The organism is Paraburkholderia sp. DD10, assembly GCF_049177125.1.
GTDB classification, from domain to species: domain Bacteria; phylum Pseudomonadota; class Gammaproteobacteria; order Burkholderiales; family Burkholderiaceae; genus Paraburkholderia; species Paraburkholderia terricola.
On sequence record NZ_CP185393.1, the window covers coordinates 1,253,831 to 1,274,952 of the forward strand.

The following is a 21,122-nucleotide window of genomic DNA, read 5'->3' on the forward strand; positions in this document are numbered from 1 at the left end:
TGTCGGTTGGAAGGAGAAGCCGCGGTTGACGCGGTTGAGCGGCGGTCCGCCGCAGCGTTAAAACCCTGCGACGGACCCCACCGCCTCGCGGCTAAGACTACGCCACGAGGCGGCCGCGGCGCACTAGCGCCGCCGGCTTCAATCGACGCTCACGTCGATGCGCCGCGGACGCGCTTCTTCCCTGCGCGGAATCGTCAGCTTGAGCACGCCGTCCTTCAGGCTGGCGTCGATCTGCGCGGTGTCGAAGTCGGCGCTCAGCGTGAACGCGCGCGCGAAACGCGGCTGCTGCAACTCGGTGTGATGCACGCGCAATTCGGCGGGCATGGGCACGGTGGCTTCGGCCTCGATGAAAAGGTTCGGCCCTTCCACGCGCAGGTCGAGCTTTTCTCGCGTGACGCCCGGCAAGTCGGCCCACAGCGTGATGCCGTGCTTGTCCTCCACCACGTCCACCGCGGGCACGACGGCCGGCGTCTTCGACGAGCGCTCGCCCGTGCGTTGAGCGACTGCGCTCGTGTCGCGCTCGGTCACTTGAGTTTTGTCGTTCATGGCAAGCTCCTTGATGAAAATCGCAATGCTCACTGAATCGCAATCGAGCGGGGTTTCGACGATTCGCGCTTACCCACGGTGACGATCAGGCAACCGTTCACGTAGCGCGCCCGCACGTTGTCGGGATCGGCGTCGCGCGGCAACTCGACGGCGCGCCGGAAACTGCCCGTGAAACGCTCGCGCGCGTAGCTGCGGCTCTCGCCTTCCGCGTCCGGCGCCGCTTCACGTTCACCGTTGATCGTGAGCAGGCCCTTGTCGACCGTCACTTCGAGTTTCGCGGGATCGATGCCCGGCGCGAAGGCGACGATCTCCACCGAATCGTCCGTGCTGCCCAGGTTGATCGGCGGGAACGCGCCGAAGCGGCCCGCGCGAATGCTGACGGGCGCGCCGGTCAGCAGGTTGGTCATCTGGCGTTGCAGACGCTCGAAATCGTCGAACAGGGGAAGTCCAAAAAAGAAGTCACTCATGGCTTGGGTCCTCCGTAAGCTCCTTAATTAAGGCAAGGCGACGAACGGGCAAACGCGCTCCGGGTTCATCCGCCTTACCGCCGACAAATAAGTTGAAACGCGAGTTGAAACACGAGTCGAAACACGAGTTAAACCCGCAGCGCGATGCACGCAACGCAGGACGCGAACGCGAGACGCGACTGCACGATGATGACCGGAAAATAGGTCGAGGCCAGGCGGTTTCAAGAGCTCGCCCGGCGAAATTTTTTGAGCGAAAGCGGCCCTCGCCGCCCTTGAAAATCGTTGGCCCATCCCTACACTCTCCCCCGATTCCCTTGCAACCCGATTCACCCCTGGAGGCATCATGAGTTTTGACGCGGAATGGGTCACTTTCGGCAAACACCGGACTCGCTTGCGCGCGACCCGCGGCTTTCCGACCGCCACGCTGCGCACGCTCGCCGAAGTCGCGAAGCTGGCGATCGAGAACAACATGAGCGCGCGCGCCCGGCTCGTCGAGGTTCTGCTGAGAGACGAGGACGGCAGCTTCGAGATCACGGTCGCCACCACCGTCGAGCAGGATCTGGCGAGCGCCGCGCCGATCGAAGTCGCGCTCTCCACGGTCTTCGGCCTGCCAGCCGAGAAGGTCACGCTGAGCATCGAACGATTGAGCGAGCAGGAGGTGGAACTGCGCTTCGGCGTCTATGAACGCCTGCTCGCGCAGAAGACCGGCACCGTGCCGCCTATTCAGTGATCGCGGTGACCGGCGGTGCCGCTGAGCGGGCGAGCGGCGCCACGCCGCCGGCCGTTCTGGACGCGAGCGCATCGTCGGCCAGCACGGCCAGGCCGATGGCGATCTCGCGAGCCATGCGCGCCGCGATGTCGAGCGCATCGCCTCTCGGCACATGTCCACAGGTTCCTCTCCTTTCGAGAATCGACCGGTGTTCCGGATTCCTTTCCGTGACGAACACGGCCCATAGAAAACCGCCGTCGGAATCGGGCATGGCAGTCGAGGTCACCAGCAGGTTCGCAATGGCTATCGTCTGTACTCGCATGTGAACCTCCTGCCTCGTGGGCCTTTTGACGACAAGGCCGCATTGCCCATGCCCGGTGCGCCAAGCCGCGCGCCGCGCCGCCGCAAAGGCGGGCTTGATCGTTGCTCGCAGCGCAGGCACCCTCAATCTCGAAGGAGAGAATCATGGCCACGCAAGCACAAAAGCCCGATGAACCCAATGAGCCCGCTGAGCCCGCTGAGACCGATGAGCCAGGCCGTGCATCGCCCGATGTGGAGACCGGTCAACCAGGGCGTGCATCCCCCGATGAAGAGGCCGGCGAACCGGGCACGTTCAAGACCGATGTGTCGGAGACCGACGACGAAGGCACGAGTGTGCGCGAAGCCGAAGTTCGGGACGACGATTTGTCGGAAACCGGGTCCCCGGAGTCGGATGAGGAAGCATGAAGAACCCGTAGCCGCCGTGGCCGCGCGGGCGTCATGCGGATGGAGGCGCATGACCGGGCCGGCCGCGCGGCAGCAACGGCAGCAACGGCAGCAACGGCAGCAACGGCAGCAACGGCAGCAACGGTGACACGCGACGCAGTTCCTGCCTGCAAGCTTGTAGTTTCTTCCCCGCGTGCGCCGGCTGATCGACACGCCGGCGACAAGGCCGCGACCACGCAGAGCCCACCGTTTTCGAACGGCGCCAGGCCGCGGTTTCCTCTTCACATACGACGTCTGCTCGCGCGCTCTACGCGACATCATTTCGTCGGCAACGACAGCCCCTCGTTCACCCTGTGCGCTCGCGCACGAAACCCCCGGAATTTTTCACGGCTTCAGCTATATTGATTTGTGGAGGCGGTCAACGAAGTCCGTCTGCCCGCTCGCCGCCAGTTCCCCGACCGTTTGGATAATCGCATGCACGACGATGCCGATGAATTGGCGCGGCGCCCGGCCAGGGCGGCCGACCACGCCAGGGAAAACCTTGCCCTCCTCCGTCTTGCGCGCGCTCAAACCGGCTCGCGCGACGCGCTGCTGCAAGCGATCGCGAACGAAGCGCTGGCATTGTGCAATGCGGGCAGCGCGGGCATCAGCCTGCTGGAAGGGCCGCCCCACAACCGCTCGTTCCGCTGGCTCGCCGTGGCCGGATCGTGCGCGGGCCTGCAAGGCAAAAGCACCGCGTGGAACGAGTGCCCGTGCGGCGTGACGCTCGACGCCGGCCGCCCGCGGCTCTTCGTGCGGCCCGAGGAACAGTTCGGGTGTCTGCGGTTCGCGGGCATCGACGTGCATGAAGGCATCGTCGTTCCGATTCCGTCGGACAGCGGTCAGCTCGGCGCGATCTGGGCGATGTCTCACGACGCGGCCTGCCGCTTCGACGGCGAGCACGCCCGCGTGCTGTCGAGCCTCGCTGTCGTCGCCGGCGCCGCGCTGACGATGGCGAACGTGCGCGACGACGGCGCCGAGAGCGATCGCCGACACAACGAGTTCATCGCCATGCTCGGACACGAACTGAGAAATCCGCTCGCGCCGATCGACGGCGCGATCTCGGCCGCGAAGCGCCTGTGCGCCGCGAACGAAAAAGCCGACGCCGTGTTGACCATCGCGCAACGCCAGATGAAGCATCTGCGCACGCTGGTCGACGATCTGCTGGATGCGGCGCGGCTCAAGCACGGCAAGCTCGCCATCAAGCTGAGCGATACGTCGCTCAACGAGATCACGTTCGACGCGGTCAGCGCGGTCAAGCATCATCTCGAATCGCGCAGGCATACGCTGAAACTGAGCGGCCTCGAAGCGCCGGTTCACGTGCGCGCGGATCATGTGCGGCTGAGCCAGGTATTGGGCAATCTGCTGCTGAACGCCGCCAAGTACACGCCGGCGGGCGGCAAGATCGAACTGTCGGTTCGTACCGAGCATGCCGCCGGTTCCGGCGAGCCGGGGTGCGTCGTCATCGAGGTCAGGGACAACGGCATCGGCATCGATCCGTCGATCCAGCCGTACATGTTCGAGCTATTCGCGCAGTCGACGTGCGGCAGCGCCCGCTCCGAGGGCGGCCTCGGCATCGGGCTCGCGGTGGCGAAACGTCTGGTGGAATTGCACCACGGCAGCATTGCGATTCAAAGCGGAGCGGCCGGCGCGGGCACGCTCGTCACGGTGCGCCTGCCGATCCTGCGCAGCGCGCCGGCCCAGAAACCCGCCATGACGATGCCCCAGGTGCGCCCCACCCGCCTGCTGCTCGCCGACGACAACCGCGACGCGCTGGAAGTGCTCAGCGTCCTGCTCGAACTGGAAGGCCACCACGTGAGCGCGACGGACAATGGACACGATGCGGTGCGCCTGATCGGCGAGACGCATCCCGAAGTCGCGATCATCGACGTGGGCATGCCGGACATGGACGGTTTCGACGTGGCGCGCGCGGTTCGCGCCGACCCGCGCCTCGACGACGTGACGCTCGTCGCGTTGACGGGCTACGCGTCGGAGTCCAACAAATCGCGCGCGCTGGCGGCCGGTTTCGATTACCACCTCACCAAGCCGCTGTCGCTGGAAAAGCTTCAGCACATTCTGGAGAACCGCACCGAGGGGCGGGTTCAGGGAATCGTCTAGCGGCGCGTGTTCATTGCGCGTCATTGCGCGTCATTGCGCGTCATTGCGCGTTCAGTGCGCGTTCAGTGCGCGTTCATTGCGGATAAACCGCCGCGCCCCGGCTGGGGAACGGTAATTGCTGGCGCTCGGGCACACGATCCAGTCCCCCGCGCGATGAAAACCCGCAACGCATGCACCATCGAGCAATGGCGTCCTCTACGGCAGCGGCGGCTTGTCCGCCGGGGTTCGTGGTTCGCCGCGCTCGATTGCGCGCTTGCACGGAAGCCGCGGCTCGTCCGTTCGGGTTCGGGGTTCGCCGCGCTGCTTTGCGCCGTTGCCTGTCTCCCGCCCCACGCCAATGGCGAGCCGGCTCAGAATGCGCTGCGTCCCGCCGGTGTGCAGGCCTTGCACATCTTCAACTTGTGGAATCTCACGCTCGCGGTGTGCTCGCTGGTGTTCGCCGCCGTGCTGATTGCGCTATTGATCGCGATGCTGCGCGCGTCGGCTCGCAAGCGGAAGGCGGGTCTTGAACCCGCGCCGTGGGAGTGGTCCGAAACGCCGCCTGAGCCGAGCCCTGACAGTCGCGCCGAGGCGGGCCATGAAGCGGGCCACGAAGCGGGCTATGAAGCGGGCCACGAGTCGAGCCAGGAAGCACGCACACGCCGCGTGGTGACCGGCGCGAGCATCGCATCCGTCGTGCTGCTGTTCGGCCTGCTGCTCGCCGACGTGATGACCGACCGCGCGCTGTCGCGGCTGCCCGTCGCCGATGCGCTGCATCTGGAGATGACCGGCCATCAATGGTGGTGGGAAGCGCGCTACGGCCGCGACAGCGCCGGCGACGCCTTCGCGGTCGCCAACGAATTGCACGTGCCGGTCGGCCGGCCCGTCGTCATTTCGCTGAAAGCGGACGACGTGATCCACACCTTCTGGGTGCCGAACCTGCACGGCAAGAAAGACATGATCCCCGGCCGCGACGCGACCATCGAATTTCGCGCGGACCGCGCCGGCACCTATCGCGGTCAATGCGCGGAATTCTGCGGCCTCGAACATGCGTTGATGGCGTTCTCGGTGGTGGCCGAGCCGCCCGCGCGGTACGAAGCGTGGGCCGCACATCAGCGCGAGCCCGCGCCCCAAGCCGTGACCGACATGCACAAACGCGGCGAGCAGCTATTCACGACCGGCGCGTGCGCCAATTGCCACACGGTGCGCGGCACGTCGGCCGCGGGCCTGCTCGGCCCGGACCTCACGCACCTGATGAGCCGGCCGATGCTCGCGGCCGGCACCTTCGACAATACGCCCGCCAATCTGGCCGCCTGGATCGCGGCGCCCGGCAGCATGAAACCCGGCACGTCGATGCCCGCGAGCCGGTTCTCGCAACAGGACATGGCCGCCCTCGTCGCGTGGCTCGGAACCCTGCAATGAGCGACCCTCCATCCGCTTCGTCGACGCCCGAAACGCGCCTGTTCGACGGCCCCGGCGCCACGCCCGAGGTGCGCGCCGCGCTCGCGCGCACCTGGAGCGATCGTCCCGGCTGGTTCGGCGCGCTCGCGGCGGTCAATCACAAGACGGTCGCGCGGCGCTTCGTCGTCACCACGTTCGCGTTTTTTCTGCTGGGCGGCCTGCTCGCGCTCACCATGCGGCTGCAACTCGCGCGGCCCGGCAATCGCCTCGTCGGCCCCGAGTTGTACAACCAGCTTTTCACGATCCACGGCACGACGATGATGTTCCTGTTCGCCGTGCCCGTCATGCAGGCCGTCGCCATCTGGCTCGTGCCCTTGATGATCGGCGCGCGCAGCGTCGCCTTTCCGCGCATGAACGCCTACGCCTACTGGGTGTTCCTGTTCGGCGGCCTGACGCTGTACGTCGCGTTCGCGCTCGGCGCGGGCGCGAACACCGGCTGGTTCAGCTACGTGCCGCTCGCCGGTCCCGATTACTCGACCGGCAAGGGCGTCGACATCTGGGCGCAGATGATCACCTTCACCGAACTCTCCGCGCTGCTCGAAGCCGTCGTGCTGATCGCGACCATCTTCAAGCTGCGCGCGCCGGGCATGTCGCTCAACCGCATGCCGCTGTTCGTGTGGGCGACGCTCGTCACGCAGTTCATGGTGCTGTTCGCGATGCCCGCCGTGATGCTCGGCAGCACCGCGCTGATACTCGATCGCCTCGTCGGCACGCACTTCTACAATCCGGCGCGCGGCGGCGACGTGTTGTTGTGGCAGCACCTGTTCTGGTTCTTCGGCCACCCCGAGGTTTATCTGATCTTCATTCCGCCGCTCGGCTTCATCTCGTCGATCATCGCGACCTTCGCGCGGCGTCCGGTATTCGGCTATCCGGCGATGGTGCTCGCGCTCATCGCCACCGCGTTTCTCGCCTTCGGGCTGTGGGTGCATCACATGTTCGCCACCAGCATTCCGGCGCTCGGCAAGAGCTTTTTTACCGCGGCGAGTTTGATGATCGCGATACCGTCGGGCGTGCAGATCTTCTGCTGGCTCGCCACGCTCTGGCGCGGCCGCCTGAATCTGAAAACGCCGCTGTGGTTCGTGCTCGCGTTCTTCTTCATCCTCGTGCTCGGCGGTCTGACGGGCGTGATGCTCGGTTCCGTATCGCTCGATCTGCAGGTGCACGACACATATTTCGTGGTCGCGCATCTGCATTACGTGCTGCTGGGCGGCGCGGTGTTTCCGCTATTCGGCGCGTTCTATTACTGGTTTCCGAAAGCGACCGGCCGGATGCTGGACGAAACGCTCGGGCGCTGGCAGTTCTGGCTGTTCTTCATCGGCTTCAATGTCGCGTTCTTTCCGATGCACGTGCTCGGGCTGCACGGCATGCCGCGCCGTGTGTGGACCTATCCGCACGGCATGGGCTGGGACGGCCTGAATCTGGGCGCGACGCTCGGCGCATCGACCATCGGCGTGAGCGTACTGGTGTTCCTCGTCAACGTGGTGCGCAGCTATCGGCGCGGCGCGCTCGCGGGCGCCGATCCGTGGGGCGCCGGCACGCTCGAATGGAGTACGGCGAGCCCGCCGCCGCCGCATAACTTCGATGCGCTGCCGGTCGTGCACGGACGCGATCCGCTCTGGGAGCCGGGCGCGCAGCCGGCCTATGTGAGCGGTCTCGCGGCCGACGCCCGCGAAGTGCTGTCGACCACCGCGCTCGACGCGCTCCCCGATCTGCGGCCGCTGTTTCCGTCGCCGTCGATCTGGCCGTTCGTGAGCGCGGTCGCCACCACCGTGCTGTTCATCGGCTCGGTGTTTACGCCGTGGGCGGTCGTGTGGGGCTCGGTGCCGGTCGCCGTCGCGCTGATCGGCTGGTTCTGGCCGAATCGCGGCGAAAACCGCCGCGCGCTCGAACTGGAGCAGCGGCCATGACGGAGCTTCGCAAGGTGCCGGCGAGTGCCATGAACGCCATCAACGCCGCGCACGCCAACGACACGAGGCACACCACGCGCGATGCGCCCGACATCTTGACGCTCGACGTGCGCCGCTTGCCGAGCTTCGGCTTCAGTCATCGCAGCCTGATGTGGTGGAGCACGGTCTGCCTGATGCTGATCGAAGGCACGGTCTTCGCGATCGGCGCGATGATGTACTTCTATCTGCGCAGCCTCACTGCGATCTGGCCGCTGAACGCCGCGCCGCCCGCGCTCGTGTGGGGCAGCGTCAACACGGCAGTGCTGCTCGTGAGCATGTGGCCCAACCAGCTCGCCAAGCGCGCCACCGAACGCGAGGATCGCGCGGGCGCGCGGCTGTGGCTTTCCGTCTGTCTCGCGTTCGCGGTGGTGTTTCTGGTGCTGCGCGGTTTCGAGTTCGCCGCGCTGAACGTGAGCTGGAACACCAATGCGTATGGTTCGGTCGTGTGGCTGCTGCTGGGCCTGCATACCACGCATCTGATCACCGACACGGTGGACACCGCCGTGCTCGGTGTGCTGCTGTTCACCGGACCGTTCGAGGGCAAGCGCCTCGTCGACGTCAGCGAAAACGCGTTGTACTGGTATTTCGTGGTGTTGAGCTGGCTGCCCGTGTATGCGGTGATCTACCTGGCGCCGCGGCTGTGATGGAGACCGACCATGCGAACCTGGCTCGCGCTTCTGGGCACGCCCTCGGCGGTGCTGGCGGCGCTCTCGATCGACTACGCGCTGGTGCCGCCCGCCTGCGCGTGGCGCACGATGCTGCCGCTCGGCGGCGTGACCGGCGCGGCGCTGCTCTTTTCGGTCATCGCGACGCTGCTCGCCTGGCGGCGCTGGCGCGAGACGAGCCTGATCGCGCCGGCCTCCGCGGTCGCCTTGCCGGCCCGGCCCGCGATGCTCGCGTGCACGGCGACGCTCGTCGGTCTCGTCTCGACGCTCGCACTCGTTGCGATGTGGATTCCGCAATGGCTGATTTCCGCATGCGTGTGATGGACGTCTTGGCGGGTTGCGGCGCGGGTGGCGTCGGGGTTGCTGTTGCTGTTGCTGTTGCTGTTGGCTTTGCTGTTGCGGTTGGCTTTGCCGTTGCGGTTGGCTCTGCCGTTGCGATTGGCTCTGCCATTGCGGTTGGCTCTGCCGTTGCGGTTGGCTTTGCCGTTGCGGTCGCCTCTGCTGTTGCGGTCGCCTCTGCTGTTGCGGTCGCCTCTGCCGTTGCGGTCGCCTCTGCTGTTGCGGTCGCCTCTGCTGTTGCGGTCGCCTCTGCTGTTGCCTCTGCTGTTGCCGCTGCCGTTGCCAAAGCTGGTGCCACTGCTAAAGCCGCTTCCCCTACTGCTACCGCTACCCTTGCGCTATTCGTAAGTCCCTACGTGCAGGCGCATGACCTGACCACCGCGGACCGAGCCGCACCGTCCTTCATGCCGCACTGGACCTTCGAGCCGTGGGTCGTCGCCTTGCTGCTCGCGAGCCTCGGCTTATACGGCCTCGGCTACCTGCGCTTGCGCACGCGCGGCCGGCGAGGCCGCGTCGTCCGCGCCCGGCAACTGGCGGCGTTCGGCCTGGGCTGGCTCGCCCTCGTGGCGGCCCTCGCGTCGCCGCTCGATGCGCTGAGCGCCGCGCTGTTTTCCGCGCATATGGTGCAGCACGAACTGCTGATGATCGTCGCCGCGCCGCTCCTCGTCCTCGGACGGCCGCTCGCGCTCTGGCTATGGGCGTTGCCGCCTCTCTCGCGGCATGCAATCGGCGCGGCGGTGCGCACGCGAGCGTGGCGCGGCATCTGGCGTGTGCTGTGCCGGCCGGCCGTCGCCTGGCTGCTGCATGCGGCGGCGCTATGGGCGTGGCATATGCCGCGTCTGTTCGAGGCCGCGCTCGCCTCGCCCGGCCTGCATGCGCTGCAGCACGCCAGCTTTGTGCTGAGCGCGCTGCTGTTCTGGTGGACCGTGTTCGGCGAAGCGGCCCGGCGCGATGAAAGCGGCTACGCGATGTTGTCGCTCTTCACGACGATGGTTCATACCGGCGCGCTCGGCGCGTTGCTGACGCTCGCGCCGGGGCTCTGGTATCCGGCCTACGTCGAACCGGCCTCGGCGCTCGGCGTCGATCCACTGCTCGATCAGCAACTGGGCGGTCTCGTGATGTGGGTGCCGGGCGGCCTCGCGTATCTGCTCGCCGCACTGGTGACGGGCGCGCGCTGGCTGATGCGGCGCGCGCCCGCCGCGCTCGTTCCGAATGGCGTGGCCGCGCGCCGGGACGGCGCGTCATGAAACGGCGCGAAGCGTTGCCCCAGCGCGGCGCCGGCGACGGCGGCGCCACGCTCGAAAGCGGCACACCGGCGCGCACGCAGGTCAACCCGGCGAACCGCGCGCGACCACGACAGGTGACGAAGAAGTTGACCAGGAAGTTGACCAAGAAGTCGACCAAGAAGTCGACCAAGAAGTCGACCAACAAGCGGCGCATCGAATTGCTGGCTGTGTGGCACATCGCGTCGGCGTTGACGTTCGGCTCGCTCGCGGCATCGGCATCGAGCCAACCGGCCCATAGCCCCGACGCCACCCTCATCGCGCGCGGCGAATACGTCGCCAGGGCGGCCGATTGCGCCGGCTGCCACACCTCGGTCGGCGGCGCGGCCTACGCCGGCGGGCTCGGACTCGCCTCGCCGTTCGGCACCATCGTCAGCACGAACATCACGCCGGAGCGCCGCTACGGCATCGGCGCCTACAGTTACGCGGATTTCGAGCGCGCATTACGCAAGGGGGTCGCGCCAGGCAACAAGCGGCTCTATCCGGCAATGCCCTACCCGTCGTTCTCGAAACTGACCGACGACGACGTACAAGCGCTCTACGCGTACTTCATGCGCGCGGTGCAGCCGGTCGCGAAGCCCAATCAGCCGACGAAAGTGCCGTTCCCGTTCAACCAGCGCTGGGCGCTCTATTTCTGGCAACTGGCCTTCCTGCCGACGCAGCCGTATCAGCCGAAGCCCGGCCGCGACGTGCAATGGAATCGCGGCGCCTACCTCGTGCAAGGCGCGGGACACTGCGGCACCTGCCACACGCCGCGCGGCCTCGGCTACCAGGAAAAAGGCTATGACGAATCGTCGTCGGACTGGCTGACGGGCGGCGTCAACGATCACTGGTTCGCGCCGAATCTGACCGGCGATCCGGGCGCGGGGCTCGGCCGCATCGGCGCGCAAGACCTGGCCGCGTTTCTCAGGACGGGCCACGGCGCGGGGCTCGCGGCCTTCGGCTCGATGGTCGAGCAGGTCGAGGACAGCACGCAATATCTGACCGACGACGACGCGCTCGCCATCGCCCATTACCTCAAATCCCTGCCGGCGCAAAAACCGGCTGGACGCTACGACCCGCACGCGCGGCCCGATCCGTCCACGCGCAACGGCAACCGCGTCGACCCGCCGCAAACGCTCGGCGCGCGCGTCTATACGTCGTTTTGCGCGCGTTGCCACGGATCGGAGGGGATGGGCGTGACGGAGGTGTTTCCGCGGCTGGCGGGCAACCCCGCCGTGATCGCCGAGGACACCACGTCGCTGATTCGTCTGCTGGTGGAAGGCGGCAATAGTCCGAGCACGCTGCACGGACCGCCGCGCCAGTCGATGCCGGGCTTCGCGCACGATCTCACGAACCCGCAGATGGCCGCCGTGCTCACGTGGATTCGCACGTCCTGGGGCAACGACGCGCAGCCGGTCACGGCCAACGACGTGCGCACATTGCGGGAGAAATTGCATAAATGACACGGGCGCGAACGACGCCGCGAACGGCGTTCGGGAGGGCCGCCGCGCACTCTCATCCCGCGCCGCGCATGCTGATTTCGCGTTGATTGCCGGGCGACTGACCATCGAGCCGTTTCTCGAAGCAGCAGACGTTCGCCCTCGTGACGTAGGGTCCAAACGGCGGGATAGGATGAAAGCCGTGCTTTTCATAGAACTCGATGGCCCGCCGATTGTTCGCGTGCGTGCCCAGCCACAGCGCCGCATAGCCGAGCCGCCCGGCTTCCTGTTCGAGATGCGCGAGTATCGCGCTGCCCGCGCCGTCCGCGCCGGGGCGTGCATAGAGGCGCTTGAGCTCGGCAATGTGTTCCCGCAGCGGCCTGAACGCGCCGCAGCCGAGCGGCGTGCCGAACGCGCTTCTCGCCACGACGAAACGCGCGGTGTCCACGGCGACGTCGCGCACCGAAAAGCGGCTCTGCCCGCCGTCGCCGGTGAGCACGGCCAACGTGGCGCTCAGTTCGTCGAGCAGGATGCGTGCGTCGGTCGAGGACGGGTCCTCGCGGCTGACAACGATTGTCGGGAACAGCATCGACCTCGCCTCCTTTACGTTGCGTACTTAGGAAGATCAGCAAGCGCTGTACCGATCTTCGCATTGCGGCAATTGGGAGGATTACGCGGTATAGGGGCCGGAAAACGGCGCGCCGGCAGAGCGATCCGAAGCGCACCGCAACGGTAGCGCCGCGCCGCCGCAAACGCGCCTTTAGCAATCGCCAGGCACGGTGACGGTGGCGCGCAAGCGCGGGTATCGCGCTTGCTACGCGAGGAAGGAGCGCTTCATCGAGCGCCGTGGAGGACCGGAGAACAATGAACATTCCCCGCAGTGTGGTTGGCTTTCTGGCGTCGCGCGGCCTCGTGATCGCCACCGCGGAATCCTGCACGGCCGGCCTGATCGCCTCGCTGCTCGCCGACGTGCCCGGCAGCGGCGCGTGTCTCGACGTCGGCCTGGTGGTGTATTCGCCTTCGGGCAAATGCGGCTTTCTGAACGTGGAAGCGCGCACGATCGAACGCTTCGGCCTGACGAGCGAGGAAGTCGCGCGGGAAATGGCGGCGGGCCTGCTTGCGCAGCAAGCGTGCCACGCGCACATCGTCGTCGCCAACACGGGGCTCGCCGGGCCGCCGCCGGACGGCTCGGATCTCGCGCCCGGCACGCAATGCTTCGCGTGGCGCTACAAGCAGCGCGAGCGCGAGTATGCGTTCAGCGAAACGCGCGTATTCGACGGCGACCGCATCACGATCCGCCAATGCGCCGCGCTTTACGCCCTCTCGCGGGTCGAGCATTATTTCAACCAGTTGCCGAACGTCAGGCACGGGCGATCGCTTGCGGCGCTTTGAATGCGACAGGCCGAACGCGCGCCGATGCGCGGCGCGCTGCATCCGATGAGCCCGCATCGACCCGTCATCCGGCGCTTGTTCACCGCACGCACAGCACGCACCGCACCTTGCGCGTGCCTGTTTTCCGCCCGCAGTCCTTGAAGGTCTTCCAGAACATGAGCCGATCGTTCTTCAATCTCTACACTCACGATTTCGCCCGCGTCGCGGTGGCGGTGCCGGTGTGCCGCGTCGCCGATCCGCATTTCAACGCCGCGCAAACGCTCGAACTGGCCCGCGAGGCCGCGCAACACGGCGCGCTGCTGGTGGCGTTTCCCGAGCTCGGCGTATCCGCCTACACCTGCGACGACCTGTTCCATCAACGCGCGCTGCTCGATGCCTGCGAAGACGCGATCGGTGAAATCATCGCGGCTTCCGCGAAAATCGCCAGCGTGCTCGTGATCGGCGCGCCGCTCAAGGTCGAGCACAAGCTGTTCAACTGCGCGCTGGTGATTGCGGGCGGCAAGCTTTGCGGCGTGGTGCCCAAGAGCTATCTGCCGAATTACGGCGAGTTCTACGAGGCGCGCCAGTTCAGCGCCGCCGAGAACGCGTCGTGCACGCGAATCGCGTTGTGCGGACAGGAAGCGCCGTTCGGCGCGTCGCTGCTGTTCGACGTGCCCGCCGCGCCGCTGTTGCGCTTTCATGTCGAGATATGCGAGGACGTCTGGGTGCCGGTGCCGCCCTCGTCGTTCGCTGCGCTGGCCGGCGCGACCGTGCTCGTGAACCTCTCGGCGTCGAACATCGTGATCGGCAAGTCGGGGTATCGCCATCAGCTCGTCGGCCAGCAATCGGCGCGCTGCCTCGCGGCGTATCTCTACTCGTCCGCGGGACGTGGCGAATCGAGCACCGATCTCGCGTGGGACGGCCAGGCGCTGATCTACGAGAACGGCGAATTGCTCGCTGAATCCGAACGTTTTCTGGACACGTCTCACGTGATCTACGGCGACGTCGATCTCGAACGGCTCTCGCGCGAACGCATGCGGCAAACCACCTTCGGACAGTCCACGCGCCGTCATGCGGAGGAAGTCGGCAAGTTCGAGGTGGTCACGGTTCCCGTATCGCTGCCCGACGCGGAACGCTTGCCGCTCGCGCGCGCCGTCAACCGTTTTCCCTACGTGCCGGCCGACGCCGCGAATCGCGACGAACGTTGCGCGGAGGTCTACAACATCCAGGTGCAGGCGCTGATTCAACGGCTGGGCGCCGCGAAAATTTCGAAGGTGGTGATCGGCGTGTCGGGCGGTCTCGACTCGACGCAGGCGCTGCTCGTCTGCGCGAAGGCGATGGATCGGCTGAAGCTGCCGCGCTCGAACATTCTCGCCTACACGATGCCCGGCTTCGCGACCAGCAGCCGCACCTTGCAGCAGGCGAAGGACCTGATGCAGGCCGTGGGATGCGCGATGGAGGAAATCGATATCCGCCCGAGTTGCCTGCAAATGCTCAAGGACCTGGGGCACCCGTTCGCATCCGGCAAGGAACAGTACGACGTGACCTTCGAGAACGTTCAGGCCGGCGAGCGAACCAGCCATCTGTTCCGGCTCGCCAACTTCCACCAGGCCATCGTGATCGGCACGGGCGATCTGAGCGAACTCGCGCTCGGCTGGTGCACGTATGGCGTGGGCGATCACATGTCGCATTACAGCGTCAACGCGAGCGTGCCGAAAACCCTGATCGCGCATCTGGTGCGCTGGGTGGCCGAGTCGGAGCAGATCGGCGCGGCGGGTTCGCGTGTGCTCGAACAGATCCTCGGCACGGAGATCAGCCCCGAGCTCGTGCCCGGCAAGGTCGAGAAAGTGCTCGACCAGAAAACCGAAAGCGTGATCGGCCCGTATGAATTGCAGGACTTCAATCTGTATCACATCCTGCGTTTCGGCTTCGCGCCGTCGAAGGTCGCGTTTCTCGCGCTCACCGCATGGGGCGAGCGCGAACACGGCGTGTGGCCCGCCGGGCGGAACGTGGTGCGCAACGAGTATGGCCTGGCCGACATCAAACGCAATCTCGCCATTTTCGCGGAGCGGTTTTTCCGCACCAGCCAGTTCAAGCGCTCGTGCATTCCCAACGCGCCGAAGGTCGGCAGCGGCGGCTCGCTGTCGCCACGCGGCGACTGGCGCGCGCCGAGCGACGGCGAGGCGACGGTATGGCTGGAAGATCTCGGGCGTATTCCGGACTGAGCGTTTGAATGGTGTGTTCGGGGCGGGGTATGCCAGGTGTTCGCGCGGTCCCTTCGCTCGCTGTCCATCACTTCGCTCGCGGCGTCTCCAGAGGCTCGTCCGGGTTCGAGCGTCCCGCGCGGACCTGCCGTACCGTCTCAGCCAGCGCCCGCGCGACGTTCGCGACTTCGCGCTGCACGTCGCCGTCCCGATCGAGCGCGGCGTGGCTCGTCGCATAAGGCTCGTAATAGCCGATGAAGCGATCCAGACGCGACTTCGCGCCCGCTTCGACGAATCCCATCCAGTCGAGCCAGTCGGTCAGCGCGTGCCGCGAGTCCTCGATACCCGCCACGTCGCCATGCACGACGACGCCATACGCGCGGCCCGCCAGATGTTTCGGATAGCCCCAGCCGTCGAGTTCGAGGCGCTTGGCTTCGTCGACGCGCTTGCCGTGCGTGGAGGTCGGGTCCGGGTTGCCGCCGTCCGCGCAGACGAGCCGGTCCATCATCAGCTTCAGCGGACTGCTGACCTGATACCAGTAGACGGGCGTGACGAACAACACGCCGTGGCAGGCGGCGAAGCGTTCGTAGATGTCGTTCATCCAGTCGTTGACCTGGCCCAGCGAATGGTTCGGATAGCAGCTACACGGCCAGTGACACAGCGGCATCGCGGTCGACACGCAGCCCTTGCACGGATGAATGTGCAGATCGCGATCCGAGGCGAGGCGCGAAAGGTCCAGCAGATCGACGTCGAATGACTGCTGCTCCAGCGTGGCCTGCGCGAGTTTCGCGAGCCGGAAGCTTTTCGACATTTCGCCGGGACACGTATAGTCGTTTCGCGACGATGCGTTGACCACCAGCACCCGCGCGCGCGATGCCGGATCGCGTTGACGCGCTTGCGCCGCCTTGATGCGCTCGCTGGCCGCGCGCCATTCGACCGAAAGATCGTAGCCGGGGTCCGCGAAACCGGGGCCGGCCTTGTCGGTGACCGGCGACTTACGCGCTTGCGAATAAGCGTCCCACGCAATGTTTTCGAGCCGCGCCAAGGCTTCGTCTTCGCCGCGAAACGCGGGGTCGTAAAAGCGCGCCATGAAGCGCGCGCGAAACGCGTCGCGCGACATTTTTTCAGTGACCTGTCCTTTTCTGACGTCGATTTTCATGTCGACCTTTTGTGCGGCAGGCTCGTTGGCGGGCGATGGCGGGGCTTGGGTTGGGTCCATGAGTTGGCTGTCTGTCGTCACGAGGGCGTGTTAATCGTGTACCGCGAATCGTGCACCGCGCAGCATCGAGTCGCGCACAGTCACGGCACAGCGAACCGTGCAGCAAAAAACATTCCGCTGCTGCACCGGACCAACGCGGCGGTCCGCTTCGGACGTCACGGCGGTGCGCCCGGCCAATCGCCGCGAGCAGGTACAGCGCATGCGGGATTCGAGCCGCGCAGGCGAACTTCGGACCCCGGATTCTCCTGCCCATTGCTTGCCGCACGCCATCCGTCCTTGGTCACGCCGCATTGGCGTCGCCCGCCGATGCGCGCGATACCGGCGTCAATCATGGAGAAACGCCATGCCCACCGATACGTCCAGAATGTCCCCGAGCATCACCGCGATGATCCGCCTCGATCACATGCACGCGCTTGCCGCGTTCCATCGTTATCACGCGACGAGTCCCTGGTGGCGCAAGCAGGCGATCGTCAATTCAACTTGTGCGGCGCTGGAGATTCACGCGCAACTGGAGGAAGAAATTTTCTATCCGGCCCTGGCGGCCGTGATGGGCGACGACGAAACGCTCGCCAAAAGCGCCCCGGAACACAACGAAATGCGCGCGACGATCAACCGGCTGCGCGCGATGGGCCCGGAAAACGCGGCCTACGACGCGCTCTTCATGCAACTGATGCGCGAGGTCATTCACCACGCCGCGGACGAAGAAACGGTCCTTTTACCGGCCGCGGAGCGCGCCTTGCAGACGCAGCTTCATTCGCTCGGCGCCAGCATGACGCGGCGCAGGCTGCAACTGCTGGGGCAGCGTCCCGCGGAAATCGCGCTCAATACGATGGGCACGTTCCCGGTGGCGAGCTTTCTGATCGGCGCGATGCTGGTGCTCGGCGTCACGCATTGCCTGCCGAAAGCGCGCGAACCGCGGCGGGCCCGCGAGCATTGAGCGGCATTAAGCGGCGGCACGCGACATGGAAGACACCGAGCGGCGGCACGCTCACGCCGTTTCGCGCTGCCGCCCTGTCTCGACGATCCGCACCGGAATGGATTTCGCGCCCGGCACCTTGCTTTCCTTCGCGCAGTGCCAAAGCGGCAGCAGCGGATTGCATTCCGGGTAGTACCCGGCGATGCAGCCCGGCGGAATCTCATACGTCTTCACGGAAAAGCCGGTCACGCGCCGGTCGACGCCGTCGTCCGCGATGGTCTGCAACGTCACGATGTCGCCTTCCGCGAGGCCGTGCGCGGCCATGTCGGAGGCGTTCATCAGCAGCGTCATGCGGTTGCCCTTCACGCCCCTGAAGCGGTCGTCGTGATGATAGATCGTCGTATTGAACTGGCTGTCGGAGCGCAAGGTCATGAGCCGCAGCGCGCCGGGTTCGCGCTCGGGCATGTCGGGGTCCTCGCCCAAGGTTTCGGGCACCATGAATTCCGCCTTGCCGCTTTCGGTCTGCCATTTGCGCTCGCGCGCGGGCAAGGGCCGCAAGAAACCGCCCGGCGTCCACATGCGCGCGTTGAAGTCGTGAAAAATCTCGGGATAAGTCTTGGCAATTTCTTCCCGCACGATCGAGTAATCGTCTTTCCACGCGTCCCAATCGACGCTCGAACGCTCTCCCAAGGTCGCCTTCGCCATGCCCGCCACGATGAACGGCTCCGAGCGCACTTCCTCGCCGGCCGGCTCGACCATGCCGCGCGAGCCATGCATGCAGCCGGTGCTGTCCTCCATCGAAACGGCTTGCTCGCCGCTCGCCTGCCGGTCGATTTCGATCCGGCTCAGGCACGGCAGAATGTAGGCGATCTCGCCGTGCACCAGTTGGCTGCGGTTGAGCTTGGTGGCCACGGTCACGGTCAGCCGCAGCTTGCGCCACGCGGGCTCGATCCGCGCGCGGTCGGGCACCGAACGCACCAGATTGCCGCCGAGGTTGAACACCGCGCTCACCTTGCCCGCGATCATCGCCTCGAAAGCCTCCACGGTATTCATGCCCGTTTCGCGCGGCGGCTCGAACGAAAACTGGCTCGCCAGTTTGTCGAGCGGCGCCAGTTCCGGCTTCTCCGTCACGCCCACCGTCCGCTGGCCCTGCACGTTCGAATGACCGCGAACCGGCGAGGGGCCCGCGCCCGGCTTGCCGATGTTGCCGCGCAGAAAGAGCAGATTGCACAGCATGCGCACGTTCTGCACGCCGAGCCGGTGCTGGGTCAGGCCCATGCCATAGTGAATCATCACGGCGTTGGCCTTCATGTATTCGCCCGCGGCGGCTTCGAGCGCGTCGCGCGGCAAACCGCTGACGGTCTCGATGTCGTTCCATGCCGCGTCGCGCGCGTAACGGGCGAATGCCTCGTAGCCCTGCGTATGTTCCTCGATGAACGGCACGTCGATGATCCGCTCGCGGCCGTGCTCGCGCGCGAGGTCGTCGGCGGCGATCACCGCCTTGCAGATGCCGAGAATCGCAGCCGAGTCGCCGCCGTTCTTCACCTGGTGATATTGCGTGCTGATGAGCGTGTCGTTCGGCGTGAGCATCTGGCGCGGCGACTGCGGATTGGCAAAGCGGATCAAACCCGGCTCGCGCAGCGGATTGAAGGTGATGATCGGCACGCCCCGCTTGCGCGCGTCCTGTAACTGGTGAAGCATGCGCGGGCTGTTGGTGCCGACGTTCTGGCCGAAAAAGAACATCAGATCGGTCTTCTCGAAGTCGTCGAGGGTGATGGTGCCGACGCCCGCGCCGATCGCCTTTTTCAAGCCGACGCTCGTGCTCTCGTGACACATATTGGAGCTATCCGGCAGATTGTTCGTGCCGTACATGCGCGCGAAAAGCTGGTACATGTATGAGGTTTCGAGCGAGGCGCGCCCCGACGTATAGAACACGACGCTCTCGGGCCGCATGCTGTTGAGCTCGCGGCCGATTTCGTCGAATGCGTCCTGCCAGCTCACCTTGACGTAGCGGTCGCTGGCCGGGTCGTAACGCAGCGGCGCGGTGAGCCGGCCGGCCGCCTCCAGATCGTGGTCGTGCCAGGTGGAAAGCTGGGCGACCGTGTGCAATTCGAAAAAGTCCGGCGTGACCCGTTTCGATGTCGTGTCCCACGCGGTCGCCTTCGCGCCGCTTTCGCAGAACTCGAACAGGTGCGGCTCGGCGGGCTTCGCCCATGAACAACTGACGCACATGAAGCCGTCGGGCTTGTTCTGTTTCGCGAGCACGCGGCCGTCTTTCAACGCGACATGCTCCTGCGTGAGAATCCTCGTCACCGCTTTGAGCGAACCCCATCCGCCGGAGGCGTAGGGATAGGCTTCGGTATTGCGCTTGGTGGTCATCGCTCGCTCCGGTCAACACGCTATCGGCAACACAGCGCAGCAACCGCGATGCCCGCGTCGCGATGTGCGCGCCAGGGATCGCCCCGTTTCCGATGGCACAGCCGATGCTGCTGCAGCGATAACGAGGGTAAAGGCAGCGATAACGCGCACGCCTTGCGTCCCTCCGACCTATCGGCCATGACGGCCGTGACCCACCACCGTGGAAAGCAACCCTCGCACAGCTCGAAAGCAACGATGAAAATCGCCCAGGTCGCCCCGCTCTATGAAAGCGTCCCGCCGCTCGCCTATGGCGCGACGGAGCGCGTCGTTTCGTATCTCACCGAGGAACTCGTGCGGCGCGGCCATGACGTCACGCTTTTCGCGAGCGCCGATTCGACTACGCGCGCGCGGCTCGTGCCCGTCTGCGAACGCGGACTCTGGCGCGACGCCGGCGTGTGGGACACCCTCACGCATCACGTGAGGCAACTGGCGCGCGTCGCGCATCTCGCGCACGAGTTCGACGTCGTGCACTTTCACGGCGATCCGCTGCACTTTCCGCTGGCCGACTCGTTGCCCGTCGCGTCGCTCACGACGCTGCATGGGCAGTTGCTTCCGGTCGACCACGGTCCGTTGTTTCGTGAATTCGCCGCGGCGCCGCTGGTCTCCATCTCGAACGATCAGCGCGGGCCGGTGCCGCGGGCGAACTGGCGCGGCACCGTCTATCACGGCCTGCCGCTCGACGAGTTCGAATTGCAGCCCGAGCCGGGATCGTATCTGCTGTTTCTCGGCCGCATGATGCCCGGCAAGCGGCCGGATCTCGCGGTGGAAATCGCGCGGCGCGCGGGTTGGCCGCTCAGGATGGCCGCCAAGGTTCATCCCGGCGAGCGCGACTATTTCAGTCAGCAAATCGAACCGCTGCTGAAGCAATCGGCGCATTTCACCGACTATCTCGGCGAGGTCGGCGGCGGCCTTCGCCGGGCGTTGATCGCGAACGCGCGCGCGTTGCTGTTCCCGGTGGAATGGCCCGAGCCGTTCGGCATGGTGATGATCGAGGCGATGGCGTGCGGCACGCCGGTCATCGCGTTTCGCCGCGGCGCGGTGCCCGAAGTGCTGGAGCACGGCGTCAACGGGTTCATCGTCGACGGCGTGGACGAAGCCGTCGACGCGGTGGCGAACATCGCGCGGATCGATCGCGTTGCGTGCCGCCGATCGTTCGAGGCGCGCTTTACGGCCGAACGCATGGCCGCGGATTATCTGAGCATCTACGAAGGCTTGCTCGAAGACCGGCGCGCGGCGGCGCAGCCTCCGGTCGCGCACTATTCGATGTACGGGCGCTGAGTGGTTGCGGCGCTTGCGGCGCTGGCAACGCTTACCAC

At 66.2% G+C, this 21,122-nt stretch carries 19 protein-coding genes; 13 read left to right on the forward strand and 6 right to left on the reverse strand.

What is annotated here, in order from left to right; genetic code table 11:
- Positions 1-138: 138 nt before the first annotated feature.
- Together ACOCG7_RS21030 and ACOCG7_RS21035 are read right to left on the reverse strand one after the other, a co-directional pair.
- The gene (locus tag ACOCG7_RS21030; protein ID WP_244744125.1) at positions 139-546 is read right to left on the reverse strand and encodes an Hsp20/alpha crystallin family protein; all 408 of its coding nucleotides are present in this window, start codon (positions 544-546) and stop codon (positions 139-141) included.
- A gap of 29 nt (positions 547-575) precedes the next feature.
- Positions 576-1,013 carry an Hsp20/alpha crystallin family protein gene (locus tag ACOCG7_RS21035; protein ID WP_073431498.1) on the reverse strand — a complete coding sequence of 146 codons (438 nt, stop codon included), beginning with the start codon at positions 1,011-1,013 and terminating at the stop codon, positions 576-578.
- 343 nt (positions 1,014-1,356) lie between these two features.
- Between ACOCG7_RS21035 and ACOCG7_RS21040 the strand changes: the two genes are divergently transcribed.
- Complete coding sequence (locus ACOCG7_RS21040) at positions 1,357-1,743, forward strand: hypothetical protein (RefSeq protein WP_244744123.1); 387 nt, start codon at positions 1,357-1,359, stop codon at positions 1,741-1,743.
- Here the strand turns inward: ACOCG7_RS21040 and ACOCG7_RS21045 are convergent.
- The gene (locus ACOCG7_RS21045; RefSeq protein WP_244744121.1) at positions 1,733-2,044 is read right to left on the reverse strand and encodes a hypothetical protein; all 312 of its coding nucleotides are present in this window, start codon (positions 2,042-2,044) and stop codon (positions 1,733-1,735) included. The two genes, ACOCG7_RS21040 and ACOCG7_RS21045, sit on opposite strands and share 11 nt — an antisense overlap.
- Before the next feature lie 143 nt (positions 2,045-2,187).
- Between ACOCG7_RS21045 and ACOCG7_RS21050 the strand changes: the two genes are divergently transcribed.
- The 8 genes from ACOCG7_RS21050 to ACOCG7_RS21085 all read left to right on the forward strand — a co-directional run bounded on the left by ACOCG7_RS21050 (position 2,188) and on the right by ACOCG7_RS21085 (position 11,702).
- Complete coding sequence (locus tag ACOCG7_RS21050; protein WP_347142932.1) at positions 2,188-2,448, forward strand: hypothetical protein; 261 nt, start codon at positions 2,188-2,190, stop codon at positions 2,446-2,448.
- Positions 2,449-2,901: 453 nt separating this feature from the next.
- Positions 2,902-4,584, forward strand: a complete 1,683-nt coding sequence (locus tag ACOCG7_RS21055) for an ATP-binding protein (protein ID WP_244744120.1) — start codon at positions 2,902-2,904, stop codon at positions 4,582-4,584.
- Positions 4,585-4,959: 375 nt separating this feature from the next.
- Positions 4,960-5,985 carry a cytochrome c oxidase subunit II gene (gene coxB / locus ACOCG7_RS21060; RefSeq protein ID WP_416448075.1) on the forward strand — a complete coding sequence of 342 codons (1,026 nt, stop codon included), beginning with the start codon at positions 4,960-4,962 and terminating at the stop codon, positions 5,983-5,985.
- Positions 5,982-7,931, forward strand: coding sequence for a cytochrome c oxidase subunit I (gene ctaD, locus ACOCG7_RS21065; RefSeq protein ID WP_244744119.1), 1,950 nt, complete (start codon positions 5,982-5,984; stop codon positions 7,929-7,931). The genes coxB and ctaD overlap by 4 nt, the downstream gene beginning before the upstream one ends.
- The gene (locus tag ACOCG7_RS21070) at positions 7,928-8,614 is read left to right on the forward strand and encodes a cytochrome c oxidase subunit 3 (RefSeq protein ID WP_347142915.1); all 687 of its coding nucleotides are present in this window, start codon (positions 7,928-7,930) and stop codon (positions 8,612-8,614) included. The genes ctaD and ACOCG7_RS21070 overlap by 4 nt, the downstream gene beginning before the upstream one ends.
- Before the next feature lie 12 nt (positions 8,615-8,626).
- Positions 8,627-8,956: a hypothetical protein gene (locus tag ACOCG7_RS21075; RefSeq protein WP_073431503.1), complete on the forward strand. Its 330-nt coding sequence runs from the start codon at positions 8,627-8,629 to the stop codon at positions 8,954-8,956.
- A 374-nt stretch (positions 8,957-9,330) separates the two neighbouring features.
- Entirely contained in the window at positions 9,331-10,221 is an 891-nt protein-coding gene (locus ACOCG7_RS21080; protein WP_244744117.1) for a cytochrome c oxidase assembly protein, read from the forward strand.
- Positions 10,218-11,702, forward strand: a complete 1,485-nt coding sequence (locus ACOCG7_RS21085) for a c-type cytochrome (RefSeq protein ID WP_421379832.1) — start codon at positions 10,218-10,220, stop codon at positions 11,700-11,702. The genes ACOCG7_RS21080 and ACOCG7_RS21085 overlap by 4 nt, the downstream gene beginning before the upstream one ends.
- A gap of 52 nt (positions 11,703-11,754) precedes the next feature.
- On the opposite strand, the gene ACOCG7_RS21090 is transcribed toward ACOCG7_RS21085, so the two are convergent.
- On the reverse strand, positions 11,755-12,267 hold the full coding sequence (locus ACOCG7_RS21090) for a GNAT family N-acetyltransferase (RefSeq protein WP_114162485.1): 513 nt from the start codon (positions 12,265-12,267) through the stop codon (positions 11,755-11,757).
- Between the two features lie 275 nt (positions 12,268-12,542).
- On the opposite strand from ACOCG7_RS21090, the gene ACOCG7_RS21095 reads away from it, so the two are divergent.
- Together ACOCG7_RS21095 and ACOCG7_RS21100 are read left to right on the forward strand one after the other, a co-directional pair.
- The gene (locus ACOCG7_RS21095; RefSeq protein WP_244744115.1) at positions 12,543-13,070 is read left to right on the forward strand and encodes a CinA family protein; all 528 of its coding nucleotides are present in this window, start codon (positions 12,543-12,545) and stop codon (positions 13,068-13,070) included.
- Positions 13,071-13,225: 155 nt separating this feature from the next.
- A complete protein-coding gene (locus ACOCG7_RS21100; RefSeq protein WP_244744113.1) occupies positions 13,226-15,274 on the forward strand; it encodes an NAD(+) synthase in 2,049 nt (682 codons plus the stop codon).
- A 67-nt stretch (positions 15,275-15,341) separates the two neighbouring features.
- Here ACOCG7_RS21100 and ACOCG7_RS21105 read toward each other — a convergent pair whose 3' ends face one another.
- On the reverse strand, positions 15,342-16,373 hold the full coding sequence (locus ACOCG7_RS21105; protein ID WP_342346029.1) for a flavodoxin family protein: 1,032 nt from the start codon (positions 16,371-16,373) through the stop codon (positions 15,342-15,344).
- Positions 16,374-16,815: 442 nt separating this feature from the next.
- On the opposite strand from ACOCG7_RS21105, the gene ACOCG7_RS21110 reads away from it, so the two are divergent.
- Positions 16,816-17,409 carry a hemerythrin domain-containing protein gene (locus tag ACOCG7_RS21110; RefSeq protein ID WP_244744109.1) on the forward strand — a complete coding sequence of 198 codons (594 nt, stop codon included), beginning with the start codon at positions 16,816-16,818 and terminating at the stop codon, positions 17,407-17,409.
- A 51-nt stretch (positions 17,410-17,460) separates the two neighbouring features.
- Here ACOCG7_RS21110 and ACOCG7_RS21115 read toward each other — a convergent pair whose 3' ends face one another.
- Positions 17,461-19,767 carry an FdhF/YdeP family oxidoreductase gene (locus ACOCG7_RS21115; protein WP_244744107.1) on the reverse strand — a complete coding sequence of 769 codons (2,307 nt, stop codon included), beginning with the start codon at positions 19,765-19,767 and terminating at the stop codon, positions 17,461-17,463.
- A 234-nt stretch (positions 19,768-20,001) separates the two neighbouring features.
- On the opposite strand from ACOCG7_RS21115, the gene ACOCG7_RS21120 reads away from it, so the two are divergent.
- Positions 20,002-21,084 carry a glycosyltransferase family 4 protein gene (locus tag ACOCG7_RS21120; protein ID WP_244744105.1) on the forward strand — a complete coding sequence of 361 codons (1,083 nt, stop codon included), beginning with the start codon at positions 20,002-20,004 and terminating at the stop codon, positions 21,082-21,084.
- Positions 21,085-21,122: the final 38 nt, after the last annotated feature.

Coding starts and splice junctions, on each gene's coding strand:
- ACOCG7_RS21095 (WP_244744115.1), top strand. CDS start 12,543: ATGAACATTCCCCGCAGTGTGGTTGGCTTTCTGGCGTCGCGCGGCCTC.
- ACOCG7_RS21085 (WP_421379832.1), top strand. CDS start 10,218: ATGAAACGGCGCGAAGCGTTGCCCCAGCGCGGCGCCGGCGACGGCGGC.
- ACOCG7_RS21050 (WP_347142932.1), top strand. CDS start 2,188: ATGGCCACGCAAGCACAAAAGCCCGATGAACCCAATGAGCCCGCTGAG.
- ctaD (WP_244744119.1), top strand. CDS start 5,982: ATGAGCGACCCTCCATCCGCTTCGTCGACGCCCGAAACGCGCCTGTTC.
- ACOCG7_RS21030 (WP_244744125.1), bottom strand. CDS start 546: ATGAACGACAAAACTCAAGTGACCGAGCGCGACACGAGCGCAGTCGCT.
- ACOCG7_RS21075 (WP_073431503.1), top strand. CDS start 8,627: ATGCGAACCTGGCTCGCGCTTCTGGGCACGCCCTCGGCGGTGCTGGCG.
- ACOCG7_RS21105 (WP_342346029.1), bottom strand. CDS start 16,373: ATGTCGCGCGACGCGTTTCGCGCGCGCTTCATGGCGCGCTTTTACGAC.
- ACOCG7_RS21090 (WP_114162485.1), bottom strand. CDS start 12,267: ATGCTGTTCCCGACAATCGTTGTCAGCCGCGAGGACCCGTCCTCGACC.
- ACOCG7_RS21035 (WP_073431498.1), bottom strand. CDS start 1,013: ATGAGTGACTTCTTTTTTGGACTTCCCCTGTTCGACGATTTCGAGCGT.
- ACOCG7_RS21055 (WP_244744120.1), top strand. CDS start 2,902: ATGCACGACGATGCCGATGAATTGGCGCGGCGCCCGGCCAGGGCGGCC.
- ACOCG7_RS21100 (WP_244744113.1), top strand. CDS start 13,226: ATGAGCCGATCGTTCTTCAATCTCTACACTCACGATTTCGCCCGCGTC.
- ACOCG7_RS21120 (WP_244744105.1), top strand. CDS start 20,002: ATGAAAATCGCCCAGGTCGCCCCGCTCTATGAAAGCGTCCCGCCGCTC.
- ACOCG7_RS21045 (WP_244744121.1), bottom strand. CDS start 2,044: ATGCGAGTACAGACGATAGCCATTGCGAACCTGCTGGTGACCTCGACT.
- ACOCG7_RS21115 (WP_244744107.1), bottom strand. CDS start 19,767: ATGACCACCAAGCGCAATACCGAAGCCTATCCCTACGCCTCCGGCGGA.
- ACOCG7_RS21070 (WP_347142915.1), top strand. CDS start 7,928: ATGACGGAGCTTCGCAAGGTGCCGGCGAGTGCCATGAACGCCATCAAC.
- ACOCG7_RS21110 (WP_244744109.1), top strand. CDS start 16,816: ATGCCCACCGATACGTCCAGAATGTCCCCGAGCATCACCGCGATGATC.
- ACOCG7_RS21040 (WP_244744123.1), top strand. CDS start 1,357: ATGAGTTTTGACGCGGAATGGGTCACTTTCGGCAAACACCGGACTCGC.